This is a genomic window from Massilia eburnea (genome assembly GCF_050709955.1).
In the GTDB taxonomy this organism is placed as follows: Bacteria; Pseudomonadota; Gammaproteobacteria; order Burkholderiales; family Burkholderiaceae_D; genus Rugamonas; species Rugamonas eburnea_A.
The window spans coordinates 72,611-91,872 of the sequence record NZ_JBNZFX010000002.1 but is presented as its reverse complement, the minus strand read 5'-3'; the positions used below and the strand labels follow the sequence as shown (position 1 = coordinate 91,872).

The window sequence follows — 19,262 nt, the reverse complement described above, 5'->3', positions numbered from 1 at the left end:
CTCGCGAGCCTCACCATGTTAAAGAAAGTCGATTCGGCGCAGTTAAAGGTCGGCATGTATATCCACGACCTGAGTTGTGACTGGATGACCCACCCGTTTGTCCGCAACCGCTTCGAGATTTCAAGCCAGGAGCAGATTCAGAAAATCATCCAGGCCGGCATTCACGACGTGGTGATCGATGCGTCGAAAGGGCTGGACGTGGAGGATGCGCCCTCGCTGGCCGAGGCCCAGGCTGCGACCGAGCGTGAGGTCGAAGCGATCGCCAAAGAGCCGTCGCGCATTATCCGGACCTCACTGGGCGAAGAGTTGCAGCGCGCGGCACAGATCCGCAGCCAGGCCGCGGGCGTGGTGCGCAATGTGATGGCCGATGCCCGTCTCGGCAAGGCCATCGAAATCGGCTCGGTGCAGCCGGTGGTACAGAACATTACGGAATCCATCCTGCGCAACCCGGGCGCCTTGCTGGGGCTGCTACGCATCAAGTCCAAGGACGATTACACCTTCCTGCATTCGGTCAGCGTGTGTGCGCTGCTGGTGGCGTTTGCCAATGCGCGTGGCATGGACCAGGACATCATTCGGGAGGCCGGTCTTGGCGGCTTGCTGCACGACACCGGCAAAGCCCTGGTACCGGACGCGATCCTGAACAAGCCGGGCCCGTTGACCGATGAAGAATTCGCAATCATCAAGAAGCATCCAATGGACGGCTTCAATATCCTGAAGCAGTCGCCCGACGTGCCGGCGCTGGCGCTGGACATTACGCTCCACCACCACGAGCGGCTTGACGGCACCGGTTACCCGGACAGGCTGGCTGGGGACGCTATCAGCGAAATGGCGCAGATGGCGGCAATTGTCGACGTCTACGACGCCATTACGGCAGACCGCGTCTATCACAAGGGGCTGCCGGCAGCGGCGGCCCTGCGCAAGATCTACGAGTGGAGCAAGCACCATTTCAATCCGAAGCTGGTGCAGGAATTCATGCGCTGCGTCGGCATCTACCCGGTTGGTACGCTGGTGATGCTGGAGTCGGGCCGGCTCGGCGTGGTAATCGAGCCGCACGAAAGCAACTTGCTGGCGCCCAAGGTGAACGTGTTCTTCAATACGAAGAACAATGTGTACATCAAGCCGGAAACTGTCGACTTGTCACGCGGCCTGGGTTTTGGTGGCGGCGACAAGATCGTGGGTCATGAATCGCCAGCGAAATGGCAGGTGGACCCGATGCGCTTCCTGACGCTGGGCTGAGCCCGGACCTCAGAAGAATTCGGCGGTATCGTTCGATTCGACAGTCTGCAACTGCCCGCCGCTGACCAGTTCGTCGTAGTGGCAGGCCATATTGCGGCCGTGGCTCTTGGCGTAGTACAGGGCCTGGTCGGCGCGGCCGAGGATGATCACCGGCGCTTCATAGGCGCTGATGCTGACGAAGCCGACGCTCACTGTCACCTGCCCAACTTGCGGGAACTCGTGCTGTTCCACGTTCATCCTGAAGCGTTCGATGATCTTCTTGGCGTTATCCAGGGTGGAAGAGCGCAGCAGCACCACGAATTCTTCACCGCCGAACCGGAACACGCGGTCCTGGGCGCGGAACGAGGATTGCAGCAGGTTGGCGATCAGGATCAACACCTCGTCGCCGTACAAATGCCCGAATTTGTCGTTAACCGCCTTGAAGTGGTCGACATCGACCACCGCCAGCCATTGTTTTTCCTGTTCTTGCGGATTGCGGCGTTCGAGGCCGTCCGGTGGAAGCGCCAGTATGTCGTGCTCGGCCGATGCCTGCAGCATCTTGGCCAGCTGGTCGTCGAAAGTCTTGCGGTTCAGCAGTCCGGTCAACGAGTCGCGTTCGCTGTAATCGAGCAAGTTCTGGAAATTGCGGTACACGCTGACAATGCCGCCAATGATATGGATGGTGTCGCTGGTGTACGGCGTCGGATTGATGATTTCCAGGCAAGTATCGGCCTTGTCGCCCATCCAGATCGGCAGCCAGAGTGTGTGCTCACCCTCGGGCGACATGTAGTCGGCGCTCGACTCATGGTGGGCCAGGCAGCGCGCCAGGGCGGGGAAGTTGCTGACCGCCTCGCCCGCGATGGCCGGGTCCATGTATTCCTCCATGCGCGCCGGACGGCCGTGTTCGATCACGGCGCGCGCGCGCACGTAAAGCTGGCCTCGTACATTGACGATGCTCAGCACGCGCGCTTGCGTGGCGGACGCCAATTCCGCTACCGCCGAGATCACCGAGATGTCGAGCATCGTGTGATCGCGGTGGCCGGTCATGTCCACCATATGTTTCAGAAGGGAATCCATGTGAGTGTCCGGTAACTAGGCGCTCAGCGGCAAAGCAAGGGGCTTTCTAAAGAATAGCTGATCAGGATAAATCTTTTTTGCATTCTCGGCAATTAACTTTGCGTAGTTTCATGCAAAACGCAACCTCATTGCAACACACATCCCATAACTACAGTTTGACATAGAACACCGCCCAGCGAGAAAAAGTTCTGTGCGGAAAACTTGCGCAATGTCAACTTGCTCGTAGGAATGGCTCCTATAGTAAAGCCAATGATGCGCAGCCCAGGTGTCAGAGTTTTCCTAGCGAAGGAGATCATCATGAAAGCACTGTTTGCAATGAGGCGTTTCATCAGGGATGAGCGGGGCGTGACGGCAATCGAGTATGGCCTGATCGCGTCGCTGATTGCACTGGCGGTTGGCACGGCAATGACCAGCGTCTCAACCGAGCTGACCGAAGTGTTCAACCGCGTGGTCGACGCACTGACGCCTTGATGGGGTGGCTGGCGCCCGGCGGCGGCCGGGTTGCCAGCCTTTTCGCCATGAGCGGACTCGAAATCATCCTGCTATGCCTGGTGCTCCAGGCGGCAGTGTCGGACCTGGCCTGGCGCCGGATTCCCAACGTACTGGTGGCGGCGGGCCTGCTGCTGGCGCTGGCAATTCACTGGCGCCTGGGCGGCGGCAGCGCGTTGCTGGCGCAGGGACTGGCCGGCGCGGCAGTGGGCTTGCTGCTGTTCCTGCCTTTGTATGGCTTGGGCGGGATGGCGGCAGGCGACGTCAAGCTGGCGGCCATGGCGGGCAGCTTTGTCGGGCCCTGGCAGGCGCTGCAGCTTTCATTGCTGAGCGCGCTGGCCGGCGGGCTGCTGGCCTTGTTTTGCCTGCAACTGGCGCGCTGGCGCGGCGGCAAGGCGGAAGGCATGCCCTATGCCGTGGCGATTGCGGCAGGCACCTTGGCCACCGTTGCGTTGGCGCATCGCTGATCTTTGCTCCGCCTCAATATCCATCCGGAAACCCATGCCTATCATCGTTTCCAACAGGAGGTCACCATGATCGATTTTGCAGACGATGAGCAGCCGCTGCTGCCAACCCCGCCGCGCTCGGTGCGCGACACCGGCCTGGAGCACGCCATGCTGGCCGAGCTGGCGGGCAAGGCCTTGCTGGGGGCCGGCAAATGCCATTTATCGGTGCTGACCAGCCGCCTGCGGCTGTCGATCAATGTGTTGCGCGAAGTGCTGGACGGCCTGCAAGCCGAACAACTGGTGGAAGTGGCGTGGCGCGGCGATTCCGAGGTCGACGTGCAGTACCAGCTGACCGGCATCGGCCGCCAGCGCGCGGCGCAGTGGCTGGAACGCGCGCCGTACGTGGGCCCGGCACCGGTCCCGCTCGAAGCCTGGCGCGCCCAGTTGCAGCGCCAGGCCTTGCAATTGCCGCCGGTACTGGCGGCCGATGTGGCCAGTGTGTTTGCCGACGATTGCCTGCCGCCGCGCATCCACGAACTGGTGGGCGCTGCCATGCATGCGGGGCGCTCGGTGTGCCTGTATGGCCCTTCCGGCAGCGGCAAGAGCACGCTGGCGCGCAAGCTGGGATGCCTGCTGCAAGGGGGGGTGGCCGTGCCGTATGCGGTGGCGGTCGGCAATACCGTCATCCAGCTCTATGACGCGGCGGTGCATCTGGCGCCGCCGCCGCTGCCGGGCCGGCCCACCGGTGCGCGTGGCGGCGACATGCGCTGGCTGCTGTGCCAGCGCCCCATGGTGCAGCTGGGCGCGGAACTCGATGGCGCCATGCTGGACTTGCGCCACGACGCGGCCGGCGGCTGCTACCTGGCGCCGCCCCAGCTCAAGGCTTGCCACGGCTTGCTGATCATCGACGACCTGGGGCGCCAGCGCCTGCCGGCCAGCGCGCTGCTGAACCGCCTGGCGCAATTGCTCGATAGCGGCACCGACCAGCTTGCACTGCCGGGCGGCCATGCCTTCAGCGTGCCTTGCCAGGCGGCGCTGGCCTTCGCCACCAACCTGGCGCCGCACACCCTGCTGGATGGCGCTGCGTTGCGCCGTATCGGCTACAAGGTCGCGCTGGGGCCGTTGCCGGAAGCCAGTTACCGCAGCCTGCTGCGCCAGCAATGCCGGGCGCGCGGCATCGAGGCCGACGAAGCGGCGCTGGCCTACCTGGTCGGCGAACTGCACCAGGGCAGCGGCCAGCCTTTGCTGGCCAGCCTGCCGCGCGAAATCGTGGCGCGCGTGGCCGAATTTGCCGGCTTCGCCGGCACCGTGCCGAACCTGAACCCCGCCACGCTGGACCAGGCCTGGACCAGCATGTTCGCCGATGGTGCCGTATGAAGAGCCGGCGCGCCTTGCTGATGCTGGGACTGGCGATGGTGCTGGGACTGGCTGCGGTGCTGCTGGCGGCGCGCTGGCTGCGCCAACCCGCTTCGTCCAGCGTGCACATCGCGGTAGCGGCCGCCGATGTCGGCCTGGGCCAGCGCCTGGCGCCGGACATGGTGGCGCTGGCCGAGTGGCCGGCCGGCAGCGTGCCGGCCGGCGCCCAGCTCGACCTGGCAGCGCTGGCGGGCCGCGTGCTGAAGGCCAGCGTGCAGCGCGGAGAGCCGGTGACGGAAGCCAGGCTGGCGCCGGCCGGCACGCTGGGTGGCTTGTCGGCCCTGATTGCGGAAGGCAAGCGCGCCATCACCGTACGCGTGAATGACGTGGTGGGCGTGGCCGGCTTTGCCTTGCCGGGCAATTTCGTCGATATCCTGGTGTATGCGCCGGCGCAGAACAACGGCAGCAACGGCAGTGAAAGCGCGCTGTCGAAGATCGTGCTGGAACGGATCCTGGTACTGGCCGTGGCGCAGGAAGTGGCGCGCGACGACACCAAGCCGCGCGTGGTGAATGCGGTCACACTGGAAGTCACGCCCGGCCAGGCCGAGCAACTCGACCTGGCGCGCAGCGTCGGCACGCTGTCGCTGGTGCTGCGCAACCAGGTCGACCCGCAGCCTGGCGCGACGCCGGGCGCCACCCGCCATAGCGTGCTCGGGCTTGGTGCCGGCGCCGCACCGGCGGCGCCAACCGACCTTGCCGCAACAGTGCCTGCCGCGGCACCGCGCCTGCTGCGAGCCGCGTTGCCTCCTTCCGCCGAGCCGGCGCGCTACTGCATCGGCGTCATCGACGGCAACCGTAGCAGCCGGGAATGCCTGTGAGGAGCCGACATGCGATTCGCACCTGCCTGCCTGCCGGCCGCGCTGGCCCTGTTGTTCCTGCCGGCCGCGCCGGCGCTTAGCGACAGCCTGCGTTGTGCCGGTTCCCCCGCGGCTCCCGGCAAGCTGGCGCTGGAACTCGGCAAGTCCACCCTGATGCGCCTGCCCGACAGCGTGAGCGGGCGCAGCATCGGCAATCCGCATGTGCTGCAGGCCACCCTGGTGGCGAGCGACACGCTGTACTTGGTCGGCGCCGAGATCGGCAGCACCAACCTGATCGTGCAAGGCAAGTCGGGCGCCTGCAGCGTGGTGGAGGTGGCAGTGGGGCTCGATGTCTCGCCACTGCGCGCGAGCCTGGCGGAACTGCTGCCGCAGGAGCGCGGCATCAGGGTCAGCGCCGCCGCCGATGCCATCGCCCTGAGCGGCAGCGTGAGCGACGGCGCCACACTGGCGCAAGTGCTGGACCTGGCGCAAGCCTTCGTGCGCCAGGCGCCGCAGCCGCTGGCGCGCAAGGAGGGCGCACCGGCGCAGCCGTCGGCGCCCGGCCCGCGGCTGGTCAACCTGCTGGCCGTCAGCGCGCCGCAGCAAGTCAAGCTGGAGGTGAAAGTGGCGGAAGTGTCCAAGACCCTGCTCGATAAGCTGGAAGCGGGCCTGTCGCTGCGCCATGCCAGCGGCAGCTGGAGCGCCATGGTGCTGGCCGACTTCCTGAGCGGCACGCTGGGCAGCGGCCTGCGGCTGTCGAAATCCAACGGCAGCAGCGTGCGGCTCGATGCGGAGCGGCAGGAAGGCCAGGTGCGCATCCTGGCCGAGCCGACCGTGATGGCCATGAGCGGCCAGGAAGGCAGCTTCCTGGCCGGCGGCAAGGTGATGGTGCCGGTGGCGCAGGAGAACAACCGCATTACGCTGGAGGAGAAGGAATTCGGCGTCGGCCTGAAATTCACGCCCACCGTGCTGGCGGGCGGGCGCATCAACCTGAAAGTGGCGCCGGAAGTGTCGGAGCTGTCGCGCGACGGCATCGGCGTCAGCAACGGCAGCATCAGCGGGCGCGCCATCTTCCCCCTGATTACCACGCGCCGCGCCAGCACTACCGTGCAACTGCAGGACGGCCAGAGTTTTGCCATCGGTGGCCTGATCCGGCACACGCAGGTCAACAACGTCAAGGGCGTGCCGTTTCTCAGCGAGATACCGGTGCTGGGGGCGCTGTTTCGCAGCACCGATTTCCAGAACGACCGCAGCGAACTGCTGTTCGTGATCACGGCCCACCTGGTCAAGCCGGAAGGCGAGGGTGCCGGGTGGGATGGCGCGGCGGCGGCGGCGGCCCAGGCGCGCTACCGCAAATCCTTCAGCGATCCGGCGCCGGACACGGGAGAGCGTAAATGAAGCGGCAGCGCGAACGCGGCGCGATCCTGATGCTGACGGCCTTCGTGCTGCCGCTGGCGATCGGCGTGTGCGGGCTGGCGCTGGAGCTGTCGATGGCTTTGCAGCGCCAGGGCCAGTTGCAACAGGTGGCCGACGCGGTGGCGCTGAGCGCAGCCCAGCAGCTCGATGGCACCGCAAGCGGGGTTTCAGGCGCGCTTGTTGCCGCCGGTGCGGCGGTGCTGAACCGCCGCGTGCGCGGCGTCGACCGCGTCGTGCTGAATCCCGCGGTGCTGTCGTTTGCCGCCGATCCGGCCGGCCCCTGGCTGGACGTCAGTGCAGCACAGGGGGCTCCCGGCGGGCTGCGTTATGCGCGCGCCGACATGGCCGGGCAGGGCGCCGCCTTCACCGTCCTGCCGGTTGCGTTCGGCCGCTTCCTGGGCGGCAGCGACGCCACCATGGTCGGCGCCCGCGCCGTGGCCGGCCCCAACAGCTTGCGCGTGCTGCCGCTGGCGATCTGCGCTCCGAGCAGCGTGGCGAGCGCCACCCGCTTCAACGGAGCCGGCCTGGACGAGCGCATCGATTACGGCTTGCGCCATGGCCTCACCTACAACCTGCTGGCCCTGAATCCGGCGCCGGGCGCCGGCAGCGGCGAGTACTTCCTGGTCGATCCTGCCAGCCCGCCCGGCAGCGTCGCGGTGCCGGCCAGCAGCGGCGACCCGCAGGTGGCGCCGTTCATGTGCGTCGGCAAGCTGGCATACCCCTCGCTGGCCGGCGCCCTTCACCTGCGCCGCAATGCCGGCTTCGGGTTGTGGCAGCAGCTCAATTCGCGCTTCGGAATTTACAGCGGCAGCGATGCCTGCGATCCCTACACCGCGCCGCCGGACAGCAATGTGCGCGAGTACCGCGGCACGCTGGCAAACTGGATGAGCAGCTACCCGCCGCAGGCCGCGGCCGCTGCCAGTACCCCGGGCACCGGCAAACCCCTGATGACAGTCGCCGACGGCAGCTATCCGCTGCCGGCTATCGCCCCGGCGCAGTACGGCGCGCTGTGGGCCTACGGGCCGGCCAGGCGGAGCAACAACAGTGCCTTCCTTTTCAGCCATTGGGCCAGCCTGTACCCGGCAACGCCGGCCTTCAGCAGCACCGGCACCAACTGGCCGGCGTCGGGCGCCTACAACAACACCGGCTTCAGGACGGCGCCCACGGGTTATCCGGGCCGCAAGGAGCGGCGCCTGCTGTATGTGCCGCTGCTGGCGTGCCCGCTCCCGGCCGGCGCCAATGTGGATGGCACGGTGCTGGCCGTGGCGCGCTTCTTCCTGACGGCGCAGGCCAGCGCGGCCGAAGTGCCGGGCGAGTTCGCCGGCATCCTCAGCGCCAAAGAACTGGCGGCGCTGGCGACCGACGTGGAGCTGCTGCGATGAGGCGCCTGCGTTGCCGCGGCGTTGCCGCCATCGAGGCTGCCCTGGTGATGGCGGGACTGGCGCCGTTGCTGGTGCTCGCGCTGAACATGGGACGGCTGGCCATCAATGGCGCCGCTGTGGACCGGGCTGCCAGCAATGCGGCGCGCTTTCTGTCTATCGTGCCGCTGGAAGTCCTGCGCGACGGCAGCCGGCGCACCGTGGCGCTGGACAGCGCGCACGCGCTGATCGACCAAACGCTGGCTGCCGCCGAAGTCGACGTCCAGACACTGCGCGTGGAATTCCTGTGCGATCCAGGCAATTGCAACGCGCTGCTGGCGACCGATACGCCGACCAAGATCGGCGTGCTGGTGAGCGTCGACAACCAGGCCATCGTCGACTTTGGCACTGTGCCGGTGACGCTGGCAGTGTATGCGGAGGTCGGCCGTGACGATTAAGCCCGCCCGCCGGCGCGGCAGCGCCACCGTCGAATTCGGCCTGGTGTGCGTGGTATTCATGCCCTTGCTGTTCGCCATGTTCGAGTATGGGCGTGTGCTGTTCCTGTGGAACACGCTGCCCGAAGTGACCCAGCGCGCGGCACGCGCGGCCGCCATCACGGACTTCAGCAACCCGGCGGCGATGCAGGCGCTGCGCCGGGCGGCGCTGTTCCGCGCTGACGATGGCGCGCTGCCGCTGGCGCCGAATGTCAGCAGCGCCGCCATCCGCATCGAATACCTGTGGCAGAACGCCGCCGGCGAACTGGCCCCGGTGCCCCTGCTGCCGGCCTGCCCAATGGCCAACCGCATCAATTGCGCACGCGATTCGCATGGCCCAAGCTGCATCAGCTTCGTGCGGGTCGGCTTGTGCGGCAGCGGCGCCGGTTGTGCGGCGCTGGCTTACGAGCCGTTGCTGCCAATGGTGCCGGTACCTGGGGTGATGCCGTCGTCCAGCGCGCTGGTGGCCGCCGAATCGCTTGGCTACACGCCGGGCCAGGCGCCTTGCCCCTGAACCTGCAAGCAAAGGAGGTCCCATGAAAGCGCTGTTGATCAGCAATGACGAGCGGTTGCAGGCGGAGCTGGCGGCACAGGGTTCGGCGCGCCTGCCGGCGCTGATGCTGGCGGCCACCCGGCGCGACCTGCGCGATGCGGTGGAGCGCTTGCTGCCGCAGCCGCCGGAGCTGGTGCTGTTCGATGCCAGCGAAGTGGCGCCGGTCCAGGCCGAGCTGCTGGAACCGCTGGCACGGCATTACCCCGACGCCTCGTTCATCCTGCTGACGCGCGCACCGCAGCACGAGCTGTTGATCCGCGCCATGCGTGTCGGCATGCGGGAAGTGCTGCACCTGCCGCTGGTGCACCGCGCCCTGCACGAAGCGCTGGACCGCGTCGAGATCGAACGCGGCGTGACGGCGGTGCGCGAGGGCAAGGCGCTGGCGTTCATCTCCTGCAAGGGCGGCAGCGGGGCCACCTTCCTGGCTACCAACTTCGGCTATGCGCTGGCGGCCCTGGCCGGGCGCAAGGTGCTGCTGCTCGACCTGCACGGCCAGTTCGGTGATGCCACGCTCTACGTGTCCGACCAGAAGCCGGCCATGACCCTGTCCGATATCTGCAGCCAGATCGGCCGCCTCGACCCGGCCTTCCTCGAATCCTGCCTGGTGCATGTGGCGCCCGGCTACGGCTTGCTGGCAGCGGCCGACGACCCGGCGCTGGCCACGCAAATGAAGCCGGACCACATCGACGCCATCTTGCGCGTGGCGCGCCAGCATTACGACTATGTGCTGCTGGACGTGGGGCGCCAGATCGATGCGCTGTCGTTGCGGGCGCTGGACCAGGCCGACGCCATCTATCCGGTGCTGCAGCTGGCGCTGCCCGATATCCGCGACGGGCGCCGCCTGCTCGACATCTTCCGCTCGCTGGGCTACCCGCAGGAGCGTACTCGCCTGATCGTCAACCGCTACGAGAAAGGCGGCAAGCTGCGCCTGGCCGACCTGGAACAGGCGCTGGGCGCCGACGTGCTGCACACGGTGCCCAACGATTACCTGTCCGCCACCGATTCGGTCAACCAGGGCATTCCATTGCTGCAGCTTGCGCGCAGCAGCCCGGTGGCGCGCAGCCTGGCCGAACTGGTGGAGGCGGTGACCGAGCGCCGCCTGCCCGAAAGCAAAGGCTTGTTCGACCGGCTGTTTGGCCGCGCCGAAACTTCGATGGGAGATTGACATGAGCTTGCGAGAACGCCTGGCCCTGGGCGACGATGGACAGCAGGCGCCGAGTGCCCCGGCCATGGCCGACGGCGCCTACCAGGAGCTGAAAAAGTCCATGCACCAGATGATCCTGGAACGCATCGACCTGGAACGGCTGAAACGCCTGACGCCGGAACAGTTCAAGCACGAACTGGCGCTGCTGGTGGCGCGCATCGTCGACGAGGAACGCATCGTGCTGAACCAGGGCGAGCGCCATAAGCTGGTGCTGGACATCCAGAACGAGATGCTGGGCTTCGGGCCGCTGGAACCTTTGCTGGCCGATCCCGGCGTGTCCGATATCCTGGTCAACACCCACGCCCAGGTGTACGTCGAGCGCACCGGCCGGCTGGAGCTGACCGGCATCAGCTTCCACGACAACATGCACCTGATGAAGATCATCGAGAAGATCGTCTCGCGCGTGGGCCGGCGCGTCGATGAATCGAGCCCGATGGTCGATGCGCGCTTGCCGGATGGTTCGCGCGTCAACGCCATCATCCCGCCGTTGGCGGTGGATGGTCCGATCCTGTCGATCCGCCGCTTCTCGGCGCAGCCGCTGTCGATGGAAAAGCTGCTGGAATTCAAGAGCCTGACGCCGCCCATGTCGGAAGTGCTGAAGGCGCTGGGGCAGGCGCGCCTGAACGTGCTGATTTCGGGCGGCACCGGCAGCGGCAAGACCACGCTGCTCAATGTGCTGTCCGGCTTCATTCCGGCCACCGAGCGCATCGTCACCATCGAAGACGCGGCCGAGCTGCAACTGCGCCAGCCGCACATCGTGCGCCTGGAAACGCGCCTGCCGAACGTGGAGGGCAAGGGCGAAGTGACGCAGCGCGCGCTGGTGCGCAATGCGCTGCGCATGCGGCCCGACCGCATCATCCTGGGCGAAGTGCGCGGAGCCGAGGCGATCGACATGCTGCAGGCGATGAACACCGGCCATGAGGGTTCCTTCGCCACCATCCATGCCAACTCGCCGCGCGACGCCTTGTCGCGGCTGGAGAGCATGGTCGGCATGGCGGGCGCCAACCTGGCGCCGCGCACCGCGCGCCAGCAGATCTGCTCCGCCATCACGGTGGTGATGCAGCTGTCGCGCCTGACCGACGGCACGCGCAAGCTGGTCAGCCTGCAGGAGGTCACCGGCATGGAGGGCGACACCGTGGCCATGCACGAGATCTTCCATTTCGAGCAGACCGGGGTGGATGCGCAGGGCAAGGTGCAGGGCCATTACTACGCCACCGGCGTGCGCCCGCGCTTTGCCGAACGCTTGCGCATGTTCGGGGTGCCGGTGCCGGACAGCGCCTTCGATCCCGGCCGGGTGTACGAATAGGGAGGCGGCCATGGATTTCGCCTGGACCGGTTTTTCCGTGCTGCTGTTCGCTGCCGTGATCTGCCTGTGCGAGGCGGTGTGGCTGTGGTGGAGCAGCACCCATGGCAACAGCGCGCAGCGCATCGCACGGCGCCTGCGGCTGATGTCGGGCCGCACCGACAGTGCTGGCGGCGGCATCAGCATCCTCAAGGAGCGCCGATACGCCAGGGCGGCGGCGCTGGACGCACTGCTGCGGCGCATCCCGCACCTCGGCGCGCTGGACCGGCTGCTGCTGCAGTCCGGCTTGGGCTGGCAGGTGGCGCGCTTCCTGCAAGTGCAGGCGGGCGCCGCGCTGGCGGGCTTGCTGCTGCCGGCCGTGCTGCACTTCCCGCCGCTGCCATCGCTCATTGCGGGCGCCCTGTCATTGGCGGCACCGGCCTTGCTGCTGCTGCGCGCGCGAGCCGCCCGTGTGCGCCGCATCGAGTCGCAGTTGCCGGAAGTGGCCGATTTCCTGGCACGCGGGCTGCGTGCCGGCCACTCCTTCGCCAATGTGATGCAGATGGCGGGCGATGAAGTGGCCGACCCGCTGGGCGGCGAGTTCCGCGCCGCCTACGAGGAAGTCAATTTCGGCGTCACCATGCAGGACGCCCTGCACAACCTGGCGGCGCGCGTCCCGCTGACCGACCTGCGCTACCTGGTGATCGCGGTGCTGATCCAGCGCGAATCGGGCGGTAACCTGGCGGAGTTACTGGACAATGTGTCGCGCATGACGCGCGCGCGCCTGCAGCTGCTGGCGCAAGTGCGGGTGATGTCGGCTGAGGGCCGCATGTCGGCCTGGATCCTGACCTTGATGCCGCTTGGCCTGATGGCGGCGATGCAGGTGACCAACCCGAAATACAGCGCGGTCTTGTGGCAGGACCCCAATGGGCAACGCATGCTGTGGTACGGTGCCTGCGCCATGGTGGCCGGGATGCTGTGGATGCGCCAGGTGATCAAGGTGCGGGTATGAGCGGCGCCGACATCCGTACCATCCTGTTCCTGCTGCTGGTGTTTGCCGTGGTGGCTGGGCTGGCGCTGTGGGCAATGCTGGCACTGTCCAGCGTGCCGTTGCGCGAGCGCCTGAGAACTTTCACCGCTTCTTCCGCAGCGGCGCCGGCACCCGGCCAGGGCGAATGGATTGAAAAAGTGTCGCGGGTGGCGGAGCCCTTCAGCCGCCTTTCGCTGCCGGAAGACGGCTGGGAGCAGTCGGCACTGCGCACGCGCTTCATGAATGCCGGCTGGCGCCATGCTGGCGCGCCAAAGCTGTACTTTGCTGCCAAGACCCTGCTGGCACTTGGCTTGCCGGCGCTGGCGGCGTCGCTGGCGGGACGCTACGGCCATTTGCTGCTGGTGCTGTTTGCCAGTGCGGCGATCGGTTATTACCTGCCGAACGGGGTATTGGCGCGTCGCGCTGAAATGCGGCAACGCGATATCTTCGAAAGCCTGCCCGACGCGCTGGACTTGCTGACCATCTGCGTCGAGGCGGGTCTGAGCATGGAACGCGCCCTGGCCAAAGTCGCCGGCGAGATCCACATCAAAAGCCTGGTGTTGGCACAGGAGTTGCAGCTCGTGCTGATGGAAATGCGCTCCGGCTTTTCCAAGGAACGCGCGCTGCGCAACCTGGCCTTGCGCAGCGGCGTGGAGGATGTGGACGCGCTGGTGGCGATGTTGGTGCAGGCGGAGCGCTTCGGCACCAGCATGGGTGACTCATTGCGTGTGCACGCGGACAACCTGCGCCGCAAGCGCGCCGTGGTGGCTCAGGAGGCGGCGGCCAAGGTGGCGCTCAAGCTTCTGTTCCCCCTGATCTTCTGCATTTTTCCGACGCTGTTGATCGTGCTGCTGGGACCTGCATCAATACAGATGAAAGCCGTATTCCATCCTGTTGCGCACAGCGCGCGTTAGGAGCTTGCCATGCGTAAGACGATTCTTGCTGCCGGGTTGGCGATGATGGCTGCGTGCAGCATGCCGCTACTGCCGCCGGCGCCCGTCATGTTGTCGGCCGCGCCGGCCGCTGCGCCAGCGCCGGCAGTGCTGGCCGGGGACGGACGCTATGACGAAGCCATTGCGCTGCTGGAACAGCGCGCGCGGCACACCCCTGGCGCGGCGCTGCTGGGCGAGCTTGGCTACGCGTACTACCTGGGCGGGCATCTGGAGCAGGCGCGGGCAGCGCTGGAGCGCGCCTGCCTGCTGGCGCCCTCTAGCCCGGTTGCCTGGGAGCGCCTGGCTGCGCTGATGGAGGCGAGCGGCGACAGCGGCCGTGCCCTGGAGGCGATGCGCCATGCGCGCCTATTGCGGGAACGGCAGGAAAGCGGGGTGCCCGACGACAAGGCCAGTGAAGCTGCCGGCAGCCTGTGGCCGGCTGGCATGGCACGCGTCGAGGTGCGCCAGCTCGGCGCAGGCCTGGTCGAAGTGGCGCGGCTCGAGCCGGCGGTGCGCGTGCCGCGTGCGGCTGGCATGGCAGCAGCGCCAACGCGGCTGGAAGTCAGTAACGGCAACGGCATCCGCGGCATGGCCGCCGCGGTGGCGCAGCGTTTGCGGGCGGAAGGGATGCAGGTCGTGCGCCTGACCAACACCATCCCCTTCAATGTGGCGGAGACGCGGGTCGAAGTCCGCGGCAGCGGCGAGCCGCAGCTGCGCATCGTGCTGGGCAGGGACGCGGGAATAAAAAAGCCGCCCGGGGTTAGCGGGCGGCAAGCACCGTGAAACAACACACAGTTGGTTGGGAAATCTTGGCTTCAGTTCCAGGACACGCTGCCCAGGCCGCGTGCGGTGGACTGGCGGTTGGCCGGATTGCCGTACACCGTTGCCGAACCCATGCCGGAGAGGCGCAGGTTGGCGGAAGTCTTGGCGTTGAAGGTGGCGCTGCCAAGGCCGGTCATGTCAGCGTCCACGCTTTCGCTTTGCAGTTGCTTCGCATCGAGGCTGCCGATGCCGCCCAGCTTGGCGTTCAGATGCTTGCTCTGGCCGGAAATCGCAATCTGGCCGGCGCCTTTCAGGTTCAGGTCGACCACGTCGGCCTGGGTGTCGCTGACGGTCATGCTGCCGACACCGGTCAGGCGCGCATCGACTTTCTTGAAGCGCGACGCCATGCTCACGGCACCGGCGCCTTCCAGGGAGAGGCGAACTTCATCGCCGTCGAATCCCTTCACTTCAGCCGAGCCCACGCCGGCGGAAACCAGCTCGCGCAGCTGCGGCAGCGTCAGTTCCGCTTTCAGGTTGCGCGGGCCGATGTGGATGCCGCGCATATTCTCGGTACCGATGCGGATGGTGTCGCCGTTCTGCGTCACCGTAATCTTTTGCAGGTAGCGCTTGTCGCCGGACAGCACCAATGCCGGTGCGCCTTGCTTCAGCTTCAGGTCTACCACGCCATCCAGCACTACTTTCACAGGGCGGCCGTCAACAGTGCGCGCTTCGGTGATGATCTCGTCGGCGCGGGCGGCGCCGCCTGCGGTGAACATCATTGCGGTCATCAGCGTGGCGGTGAAGAACTTTTTCATGTTGAGGCTCCGTGAAGGTGCGATGCGTTCGAATTACAGTGCGGCTTTTTCGGCAGCGGTCAGGCGCTTGGCGGTAACGGTCACCACTGGCATTGCCTTGGCTTGCGCCTTGGCGACTACGGCTGCCGGTGCGCTGTGTTTCAGCGGGGTAGCGGCAGTGGCGAAGCCGGTTGCGCTGATGACGGCAACTGCTGCGAGGAAGATGTATTCCATGTTTTTGGCGATGTTCATTTTGCTCTCCATTCGGTTGGGTTAAGTTCATTTCGCGTTTCGTTGATTGAACTATAGATATGTGCGGTGTCCAGCACTACCGGTGTGCGACGAAATGCAGAAATGGCGACCTGAAATGCAGGAAAGCCGGTGTGACGAAGGCGGATGACGGTGTGACGGGGGCCGTCGGCTCCTATGGAAAGGGCCGGTATACTGTCCAGCCATGAGAACCTTGCACTTTCTACGTATCCTCGGTGTCAGCGTGCTGGCATGGAGCGTCATCTGCCTGACCGGGGCCGCCTCCTCCTACGGCTCGCTATTGCAGCGCGGCGCCAATCCCTCCTATTGGGAGCTGCTGGGCGAATGGGGCGGTGCGCACGCCTTGATGGTGCTGTTCAGCGCCGTGCTGTACCTCGCCCTGGAGCGCTGGCCGCAGTCGCTGGCCAGCCCGCGCGGCATCGCCCGTACCTATCTTCTGGTGCTGCTGCTGTTCCTGCCGCTGGAATGCGCCTTCGTCTCGCTGCAGCAGGACCGCAGCTGGTTCGCCGTCTTTCTCGAGCTGACCTGGACCACCTTTACCTTCGTGACGGTAGCCGGCATCCGCATCTGGCAAATCCAGCGCGCGCGCGAAACCGACAACCTGACCTTGCGCCTGGAGCTGGAGCAGCAGCGCCTGGCCGCACTGCGCGGGCAGCTGGAACCGCACTTCCTGTTCAATGCCCTGAATGCGGTCAGCGCACTGGTGCGCATGGACGACAAGGGCGCTACCCTGAGCGCGATCAGCCGCCTCAGCGGTTTGCTGCGCTACGCCCAGGCGGCCGGCGCGCGCGATTGGGTCACGCTGGCGGAAGAGCTGCAGTTCGTGCGCGATTACCTGTCGCTGCAGTCGATGCGCTACGGGGACAGGCTGCAGGTGTCGATCGAAGGCGACAGCGGTGCGGTGCTGGCCGCCGACTGCCCGCCCTTGCTGTTGCAGCCCCTGGTCGAGAATGCGCTGCGCCATGACCTCGATTGCCACGACGGCGACAGCGACATCATGCTGCGTTTTGCGGAGCAGGGCGGCATGCTGCATATCCATATCAGCAATTCCGTGCACGAGGTGCCGCCCAATCCGGGCCTGGGCATGGGCTTGCGCAATATCGAAGCGCGCCTGCGCATCGCCTGTGGCAGCGGCGCCGGATTGCGCACCGCGCGTGGCGGCGGCCGCTTTGTCGCCGAAATCACCATGCCGATGTATTTCGCCGCATGAAGATCCGCGCCCTGATCGTCGACGACGAGGAACCCGGCCGCATCAACCTGCGTTACGGGCTTGCGCCGCATGAGGGTTGGCAACTGGTCGGGGAATGCGCCAGTGCCGCCGCGGCGCGCGCCGCCCTGGCCGGGCAGGAGGTGGACGTCGTTTTTCTCGATATCCAGATGCCGCAGGAAACCGGCCTGGCGCTGGCGCGCGAGCTGGCGCGGCGCGACGAGCCGCCGCTGGTGATTTTCGCCACCGCTTATAACGAGCACGCAATCGAAGCCTTTGAAGTACATGCCCTGGATTACCTGCTCAAGCCCTTCGACGACCAGCGCCTGGCGCAAGCCCTGGAGCGGGCTGCCGCCATGCTGGAGCAACGCCAGCGTGCCGCCTATGCCCGCGCCATGCGCGCCTTCGCGGAGCCGGCGGGGCAGGAGTATATGCAGCAGCTGAACGTGCGCTCGGTGGGCCGCATCGAATGCGTGCAGGTATCCGAAGTGCTGTGGATCGAGGCGGCGGGCAACTACGTCGAGCTACGACTGGCGCAGCGGCGCGTGCTGCACCGCGTGCCGCTGGCGCGGCTGGAGCAGCACCTGGACCCGGCCAGCTTCCTGCGCGTGCACCGGCGTGCGCTGGTGCGGGCGAGCGAAGTGGCGTCGCTGGAGCGCGACGCCGAGGGCGGCAGCCAACTGGTCCTGCGCTGCGGCGACCGGGTCCCGGTCAGCGAACGCCACCTGCCGGCGGTGAAGGCCCTGCTGGGCGCTTAAACCAGGGCGGCGATGGCCTGGCCCATTTCGGTGGTGGAGGCCGTGCCGCCCATGTCCGGCGTGCGCGGCCCTTGTACCAGCACGGTTTCGATCGCGCGCATGATGGTGTCGTGCGCCTGCGTGTAGCGGGCATCGCCGTTGCCGAGGAAGTCCAGCATCATGGCGCCGGACCAGATCATGGCGACCGGGTTGGCGATGTTCTTGCCGTAGATATCCGGCGCCGACCCGTGTACCGGCTCGAACAGCGAGGGCAGGGTGCGTTCCGGATTCAGGTTGGCCGACGGCGCAATGCCGATGGTGCCGGCGCAGGCCGGCCCAAGGTCGCTCAGGATGTCGCCGAACAGGTTGGACGCCACCACCACGTCGAATCGCTCGGGGCTCAGCACGAAGCGCGCCGCCAGGATGTCGACGTGGTACTGGTCCCAGCGCACGTCCGGGTAGTTGGCCGACATGGCTTTCACGCGCTCGTCCCAGTACGGCATGCTGATCGCGATGCCGTTCGATTTGGTGGCGGAGGTCAGGTGCTTCTTCGGGCGCGACTGCGCCAGGTCGAAGGCGAACTGCAGGATGCGGTCGACGCCCTTGCGGGTGAACACGGCTTCCTGCAGCACCACTTCGCGTTCGGTATTTTCGAACAGGCGTCCGCCGACGGCGGAATATTCGCCCTCGGTGTTTTCACGCACCACGTAGAAATCGATATCGCCGGGTTTTTTTCCTGCCAGCGGACAAGGCACGCCCGGCATCAGGCGCACCGGGCGCAGGTTCACGTACTGGTCGAATTCGCGGCGGAACTTGATCAGGGAGCCCCACAGGGAGATGTGGTCGGGCACCGCATCCGGCCAGCCGACCGCGCCGAAGTAGATCGCGTCGAAGCTTTTCAACTGGTCGAACCAGTCGGCCGGCATCATCTGGCCGTGCTGCATGTAATAGTCGCAGTTGGCCCATTCGAAAGTCGTGAATTCCAGCGGCAGGCCGTAACGCGCTGCGGCGGCCTGCAGGGTGCGCAAGCCTTCCGGCATCACTTCCTTGCCGATGCCGTCGCCGGCGATGACTGCAATGCGATGGCTGCTCACGCTGCCTCCTGTTCCTCGACCGGGGCGGCGCGCATCCACTGCACCAGTGGCCAGGCGTCCTTGAAGGCGCCCGCGATCATGCCCAGCAGCTCGTCCGGCTTGTTCAGCGGCAGCTTCACTTCCTGGTAGACAAAGAAGCTTTTCAGCTTGATGAATTCAATATGCTCATGCTCGGGGTCGAAGCCTTTCGGCGGGCGCTGCAGCTTGTGTTCTTCGGTGATCGAACCGTAGCGCGCCTTGAGTGCCTTGTTGGCCAATGCTTTCTTGAAGCCTGCGGCGTCGTTGACCATATGGTTGCGCAGCGCCTTCAGGCGGTGCGGCGGCGGAATGTACTCGCCGGCGCCGATGCCCAGCACGCCGTCGGGGCTGATCTGGAAATACCAGGTCGGGCCGCCCGCCATGCTCGGGCGGCGCATATCGTTGGGCGCGATGGCGGCCGAGAAGTGGGTCTTGTATGGGCTCTTGTCGTGGGCAAAGCGCACGTCGCGGTTGATGCGGAACATGGCCTTCTTCGGGTTGCAGAACTTGACCTGGGCGTCGAACTTGCCCAGCTCCGCGATCACCTGGGTCACCAGCTCCAGGAATTCCTCGCGCAGGATGTCGTAGCGCGGCTTGTTCATCACAAACCAGGGACGGTTATTGTTGTCGGACAGTTCCGTCAGGAAGCGGGTAAGGTCGCGCAGGTGCAT

At 66.4% G+C, this 19,262-nt stretch carries 21 protein-coding genes; 16 read left to right on the top strand and 5 right to left on the bottom strand.

Annotated elements, in window-relative coordinates; genetic code table 11:
• Positions 1 to 15: 15 nt before the first annotated feature.
• The gene (locus ACQ4MM_RS01875; RefSeq protein ID WP_431475764.1) at positions 16 to 1,236 is read left to right on the top strand and encodes an HD-GYP domain-containing protein; all 1,221 of its coding nucleotides are present in this window, start codon (positions 16 to 18) and stop codon (positions 1,234 to 1,236) included.
• A 9-nt stretch (positions 1,237 to 1,245) separates the two neighbouring features.
• Here ACQ4MM_RS01875 and ACQ4MM_RS01870 read toward each other — a convergent pair whose 3' ends face one another.
• Positions 1,246 to 2,292, bottom strand: a complete 1,047-nt coding sequence (locus ACQ4MM_RS01870; protein WP_431475763.1) for a GGDEF domain-containing protein — start codon at positions 2,290 to 2,292, stop codon at positions 1,246 to 1,248.
• A gap of 252 nt (positions 2,293 to 2,544) precedes the next feature.
• Between ACQ4MM_RS01870 and ACQ4MM_RS01865 the strand changes: the two genes are divergently transcribed.
• The 13 genes from ACQ4MM_RS01865 (at position 2,545) to ACQ4MM_RS01805 (ending at position 14,492) form a co-directional block, all read left to right on the top strand.
• Positions 2,545 to 2,763, top strand: a complete 219-nt coding sequence (locus ACQ4MM_RS01865; protein WP_431475992.1) for a Flp family type IVb pilin — start codon at positions 2,545 to 2,547, stop codon at positions 2,761 to 2,763.
• 47 nt (positions 2,764 to 2,810) lie between these two features.
• Positions 2,811 to 3,248: a prepilin peptidase gene (locus ACQ4MM_RS01860; RefSeq protein WP_431475762.1), complete on the top strand. Its 438-nt coding sequence runs from the start codon at positions 2,811 to 2,813 to the stop codon at positions 3,246 to 3,248.
• Between the two features lie 66 nt (positions 3,249 to 3,314).
• On the top strand, positions 3,315 to 4,604 hold the full coding sequence (locus tag ACQ4MM_RS01855) for an ATP-binding protein (protein WP_431475761.1): 1,290 nt from the start codon (positions 3,315 to 3,317) through the stop codon (positions 4,602 to 4,604).
• On the top strand, positions 4,601 to 5,461 hold the full coding sequence (cpaB, locus tag ACQ4MM_RS01850; protein ID WP_431475760.1) for a Flp pilus assembly protein CpaB: 861 nt from the start codon (positions 4,601 to 4,603) through the stop codon (positions 5,459 to 5,461). Before ACQ4MM_RS01855 ends, cpaB begins: the two co-directional genes overlap by 4 nt.
• A gap of 9 nt (positions 5,462 to 5,470) precedes the next feature.
• A complete protein-coding gene (locus ACQ4MM_RS01845) occupies positions 5,471 to 6,838 on the top strand; it encodes a type II and III secretion system protein family protein (RefSeq protein WP_431475759.1) in 1,368 nt (455 codons plus the stop codon).
• A complete protein-coding gene (locus ACQ4MM_RS01840; protein ID WP_431475758.1) occupies positions 6,835 to 8,238 on the top strand; it encodes a pilus assembly protein TadG-related protein in 1,404 nt (467 codons plus the stop codon). The genes ACQ4MM_RS01845 and ACQ4MM_RS01840 overlap by 4 nt, the downstream gene beginning before the upstream one ends.
• Positions 8,235 to 8,672, top strand: coding sequence for a hypothetical protein (locus ACQ4MM_RS01835; RefSeq protein WP_431475757.1), 438 nt, complete (start codon positions 8,235 to 8,237; stop codon positions 8,670 to 8,672). The genes ACQ4MM_RS01840 and ACQ4MM_RS01835 overlap by 4 nt, the downstream gene beginning before the upstream one ends.
• Positions 8,662 to 9,222, top strand: a complete 561-nt coding sequence (locus tag ACQ4MM_RS01830; RefSeq protein WP_431475756.1) for a TadE/TadG family type IV pilus assembly protein — start codon at positions 8,662 to 8,664, stop codon at positions 9,220 to 9,222. The genes ACQ4MM_RS01835 and ACQ4MM_RS01830 overlap by 11 nt, the downstream gene beginning before the upstream one ends.
• A gap of 22 nt (positions 9,223 to 9,244) precedes the next feature.
• On the top strand, positions 9,245 to 10,426 hold the full coding sequence (locus ACQ4MM_RS01825) for an AAA family ATPase (RefSeq protein WP_431475755.1): 1,182 nt from the start codon (positions 9,245 to 9,247) through the stop codon (positions 10,424 to 10,426).
• Position 10,427: 1 nt separating this feature from the next.
• Positions 10,428 to 11,771 carry a CpaF family protein gene (locus tag ACQ4MM_RS01820; protein ID WP_431475754.1) on the top strand — a complete coding sequence of 448 codons (1,344 nt, stop codon included), beginning with the start codon at positions 10,428 to 10,430 and terminating at the stop codon, positions 11,769 to 11,771.
• Between the two features lie 10 nt (positions 11,772 to 11,781).
• The gene (locus ACQ4MM_RS01815) at positions 11,782 to 12,759 is read left to right on the top strand and encodes a type II secretion system F family protein (protein WP_431475753.1); all 978 of its coding nucleotides are present in this window, start codon (positions 11,782 to 11,784) and stop codon (positions 12,757 to 12,759) included.
• On the top strand, positions 12,756 to 13,691 hold the full coding sequence (locus tag ACQ4MM_RS01810; protein WP_431475752.1) for a type II secretion system F family protein: 936 nt from the start codon (positions 12,756 to 12,758) through the stop codon (positions 13,689 to 13,691). The genes ACQ4MM_RS01815 and ACQ4MM_RS01810 overlap by 4 nt, the downstream gene beginning before the upstream one ends.
• Positions 13,692 to 13,700: 9 nt before the next feature.
• A complete protein-coding gene (locus tag ACQ4MM_RS01805; RefSeq protein WP_431475751.1) occupies positions 13,701 to 14,492 on the top strand; it encodes a LytR C-terminal domain-containing protein in 792 nt (263 codons plus the stop codon).
• 32 nt (positions 14,493 to 14,524) lie between these two features.
• Here the strand turns inward: ACQ4MM_RS01805 and ACQ4MM_RS01800 are convergent, their stop codons facing one another.
• Both ACQ4MM_RS01800 and ACQ4MM_RS01795 read right to left on the bottom strand, forming a co-directional pair.
• Positions 14,525 to 15,286 (bottom strand): GIN domain-containing protein, encoded by a 762-nt coding sequence (locus ACQ4MM_RS01800; RefSeq protein ID WP_431475750.1) that lies wholly within the window; start codon positions 15,284 to 15,286, stop codon positions 14,525 to 14,527.
• 33 nt (positions 15,287 to 15,319) lie between these two features.
• Positions 15,320 to 15,517, bottom strand: a complete 198-nt coding sequence (locus tag ACQ4MM_RS01795) for a hypothetical protein (protein WP_431475749.1) — start codon at positions 15,515 to 15,517, stop codon at positions 15,320 to 15,322.
• A 211-nt stretch (positions 15,518 to 15,728) separates the two neighbouring features.
• Between ACQ4MM_RS01795 and ACQ4MM_RS01790 the strand changes: the two genes are divergently transcribed.
• Together ACQ4MM_RS01790 and ACQ4MM_RS01785 are read left to right on the top strand one after the other, a co-directional pair.
• Positions 15,729 to 16,745 (top strand): sensor histidine kinase, encoded by a 1,017-nt coding sequence (locus tag ACQ4MM_RS01790; RefSeq protein WP_431475748.1) that lies wholly within the window; start codon positions 15,729 to 15,731, stop codon positions 16,743 to 16,745.
• Positions 16,742 to 17,500, top strand: a complete 759-nt coding sequence (locus ACQ4MM_RS01785; RefSeq protein ID WP_431475747.1) for a LytR/AlgR family response regulator transcription factor — start codon at positions 16,742 to 16,744, stop codon at positions 17,498 to 17,500. Before ACQ4MM_RS01790 ends, ACQ4MM_RS01785 begins: the two co-directional genes overlap by 4 nt.
• Here ACQ4MM_RS01785 and ACQ4MM_RS01780 read toward each other — a convergent pair.
• Together ACQ4MM_RS01780 and ACQ4MM_RS01775 are read right to left on the bottom strand one after the other, a co-directional pair.
• Positions 17,497 to 18,573, bottom strand: a complete 1,077-nt coding sequence (locus tag ACQ4MM_RS01780) for a tartrate dehydrogenase (RefSeq protein WP_431475746.1) — start codon at positions 18,571 to 18,573, stop codon at positions 17,497 to 17,499. The two genes, ACQ4MM_RS01785 and ACQ4MM_RS01780, sit on opposite strands and share 4 nt — an antisense overlap.
• Positions 18,570 to 19,262 carry a DUF2461 domain-containing protein gene (locus ACQ4MM_RS01775; RefSeq protein WP_431475745.1) on the bottom strand — a complete coding sequence of 231 codons (693 nt, stop codon included), beginning with the start codon at positions 19,260 to 19,262 and terminating at the stop codon, positions 18,570 to 18,572. The genes ACQ4MM_RS01780 and ACQ4MM_RS01775 overlap by 4 nt, the downstream gene beginning before the upstream one ends.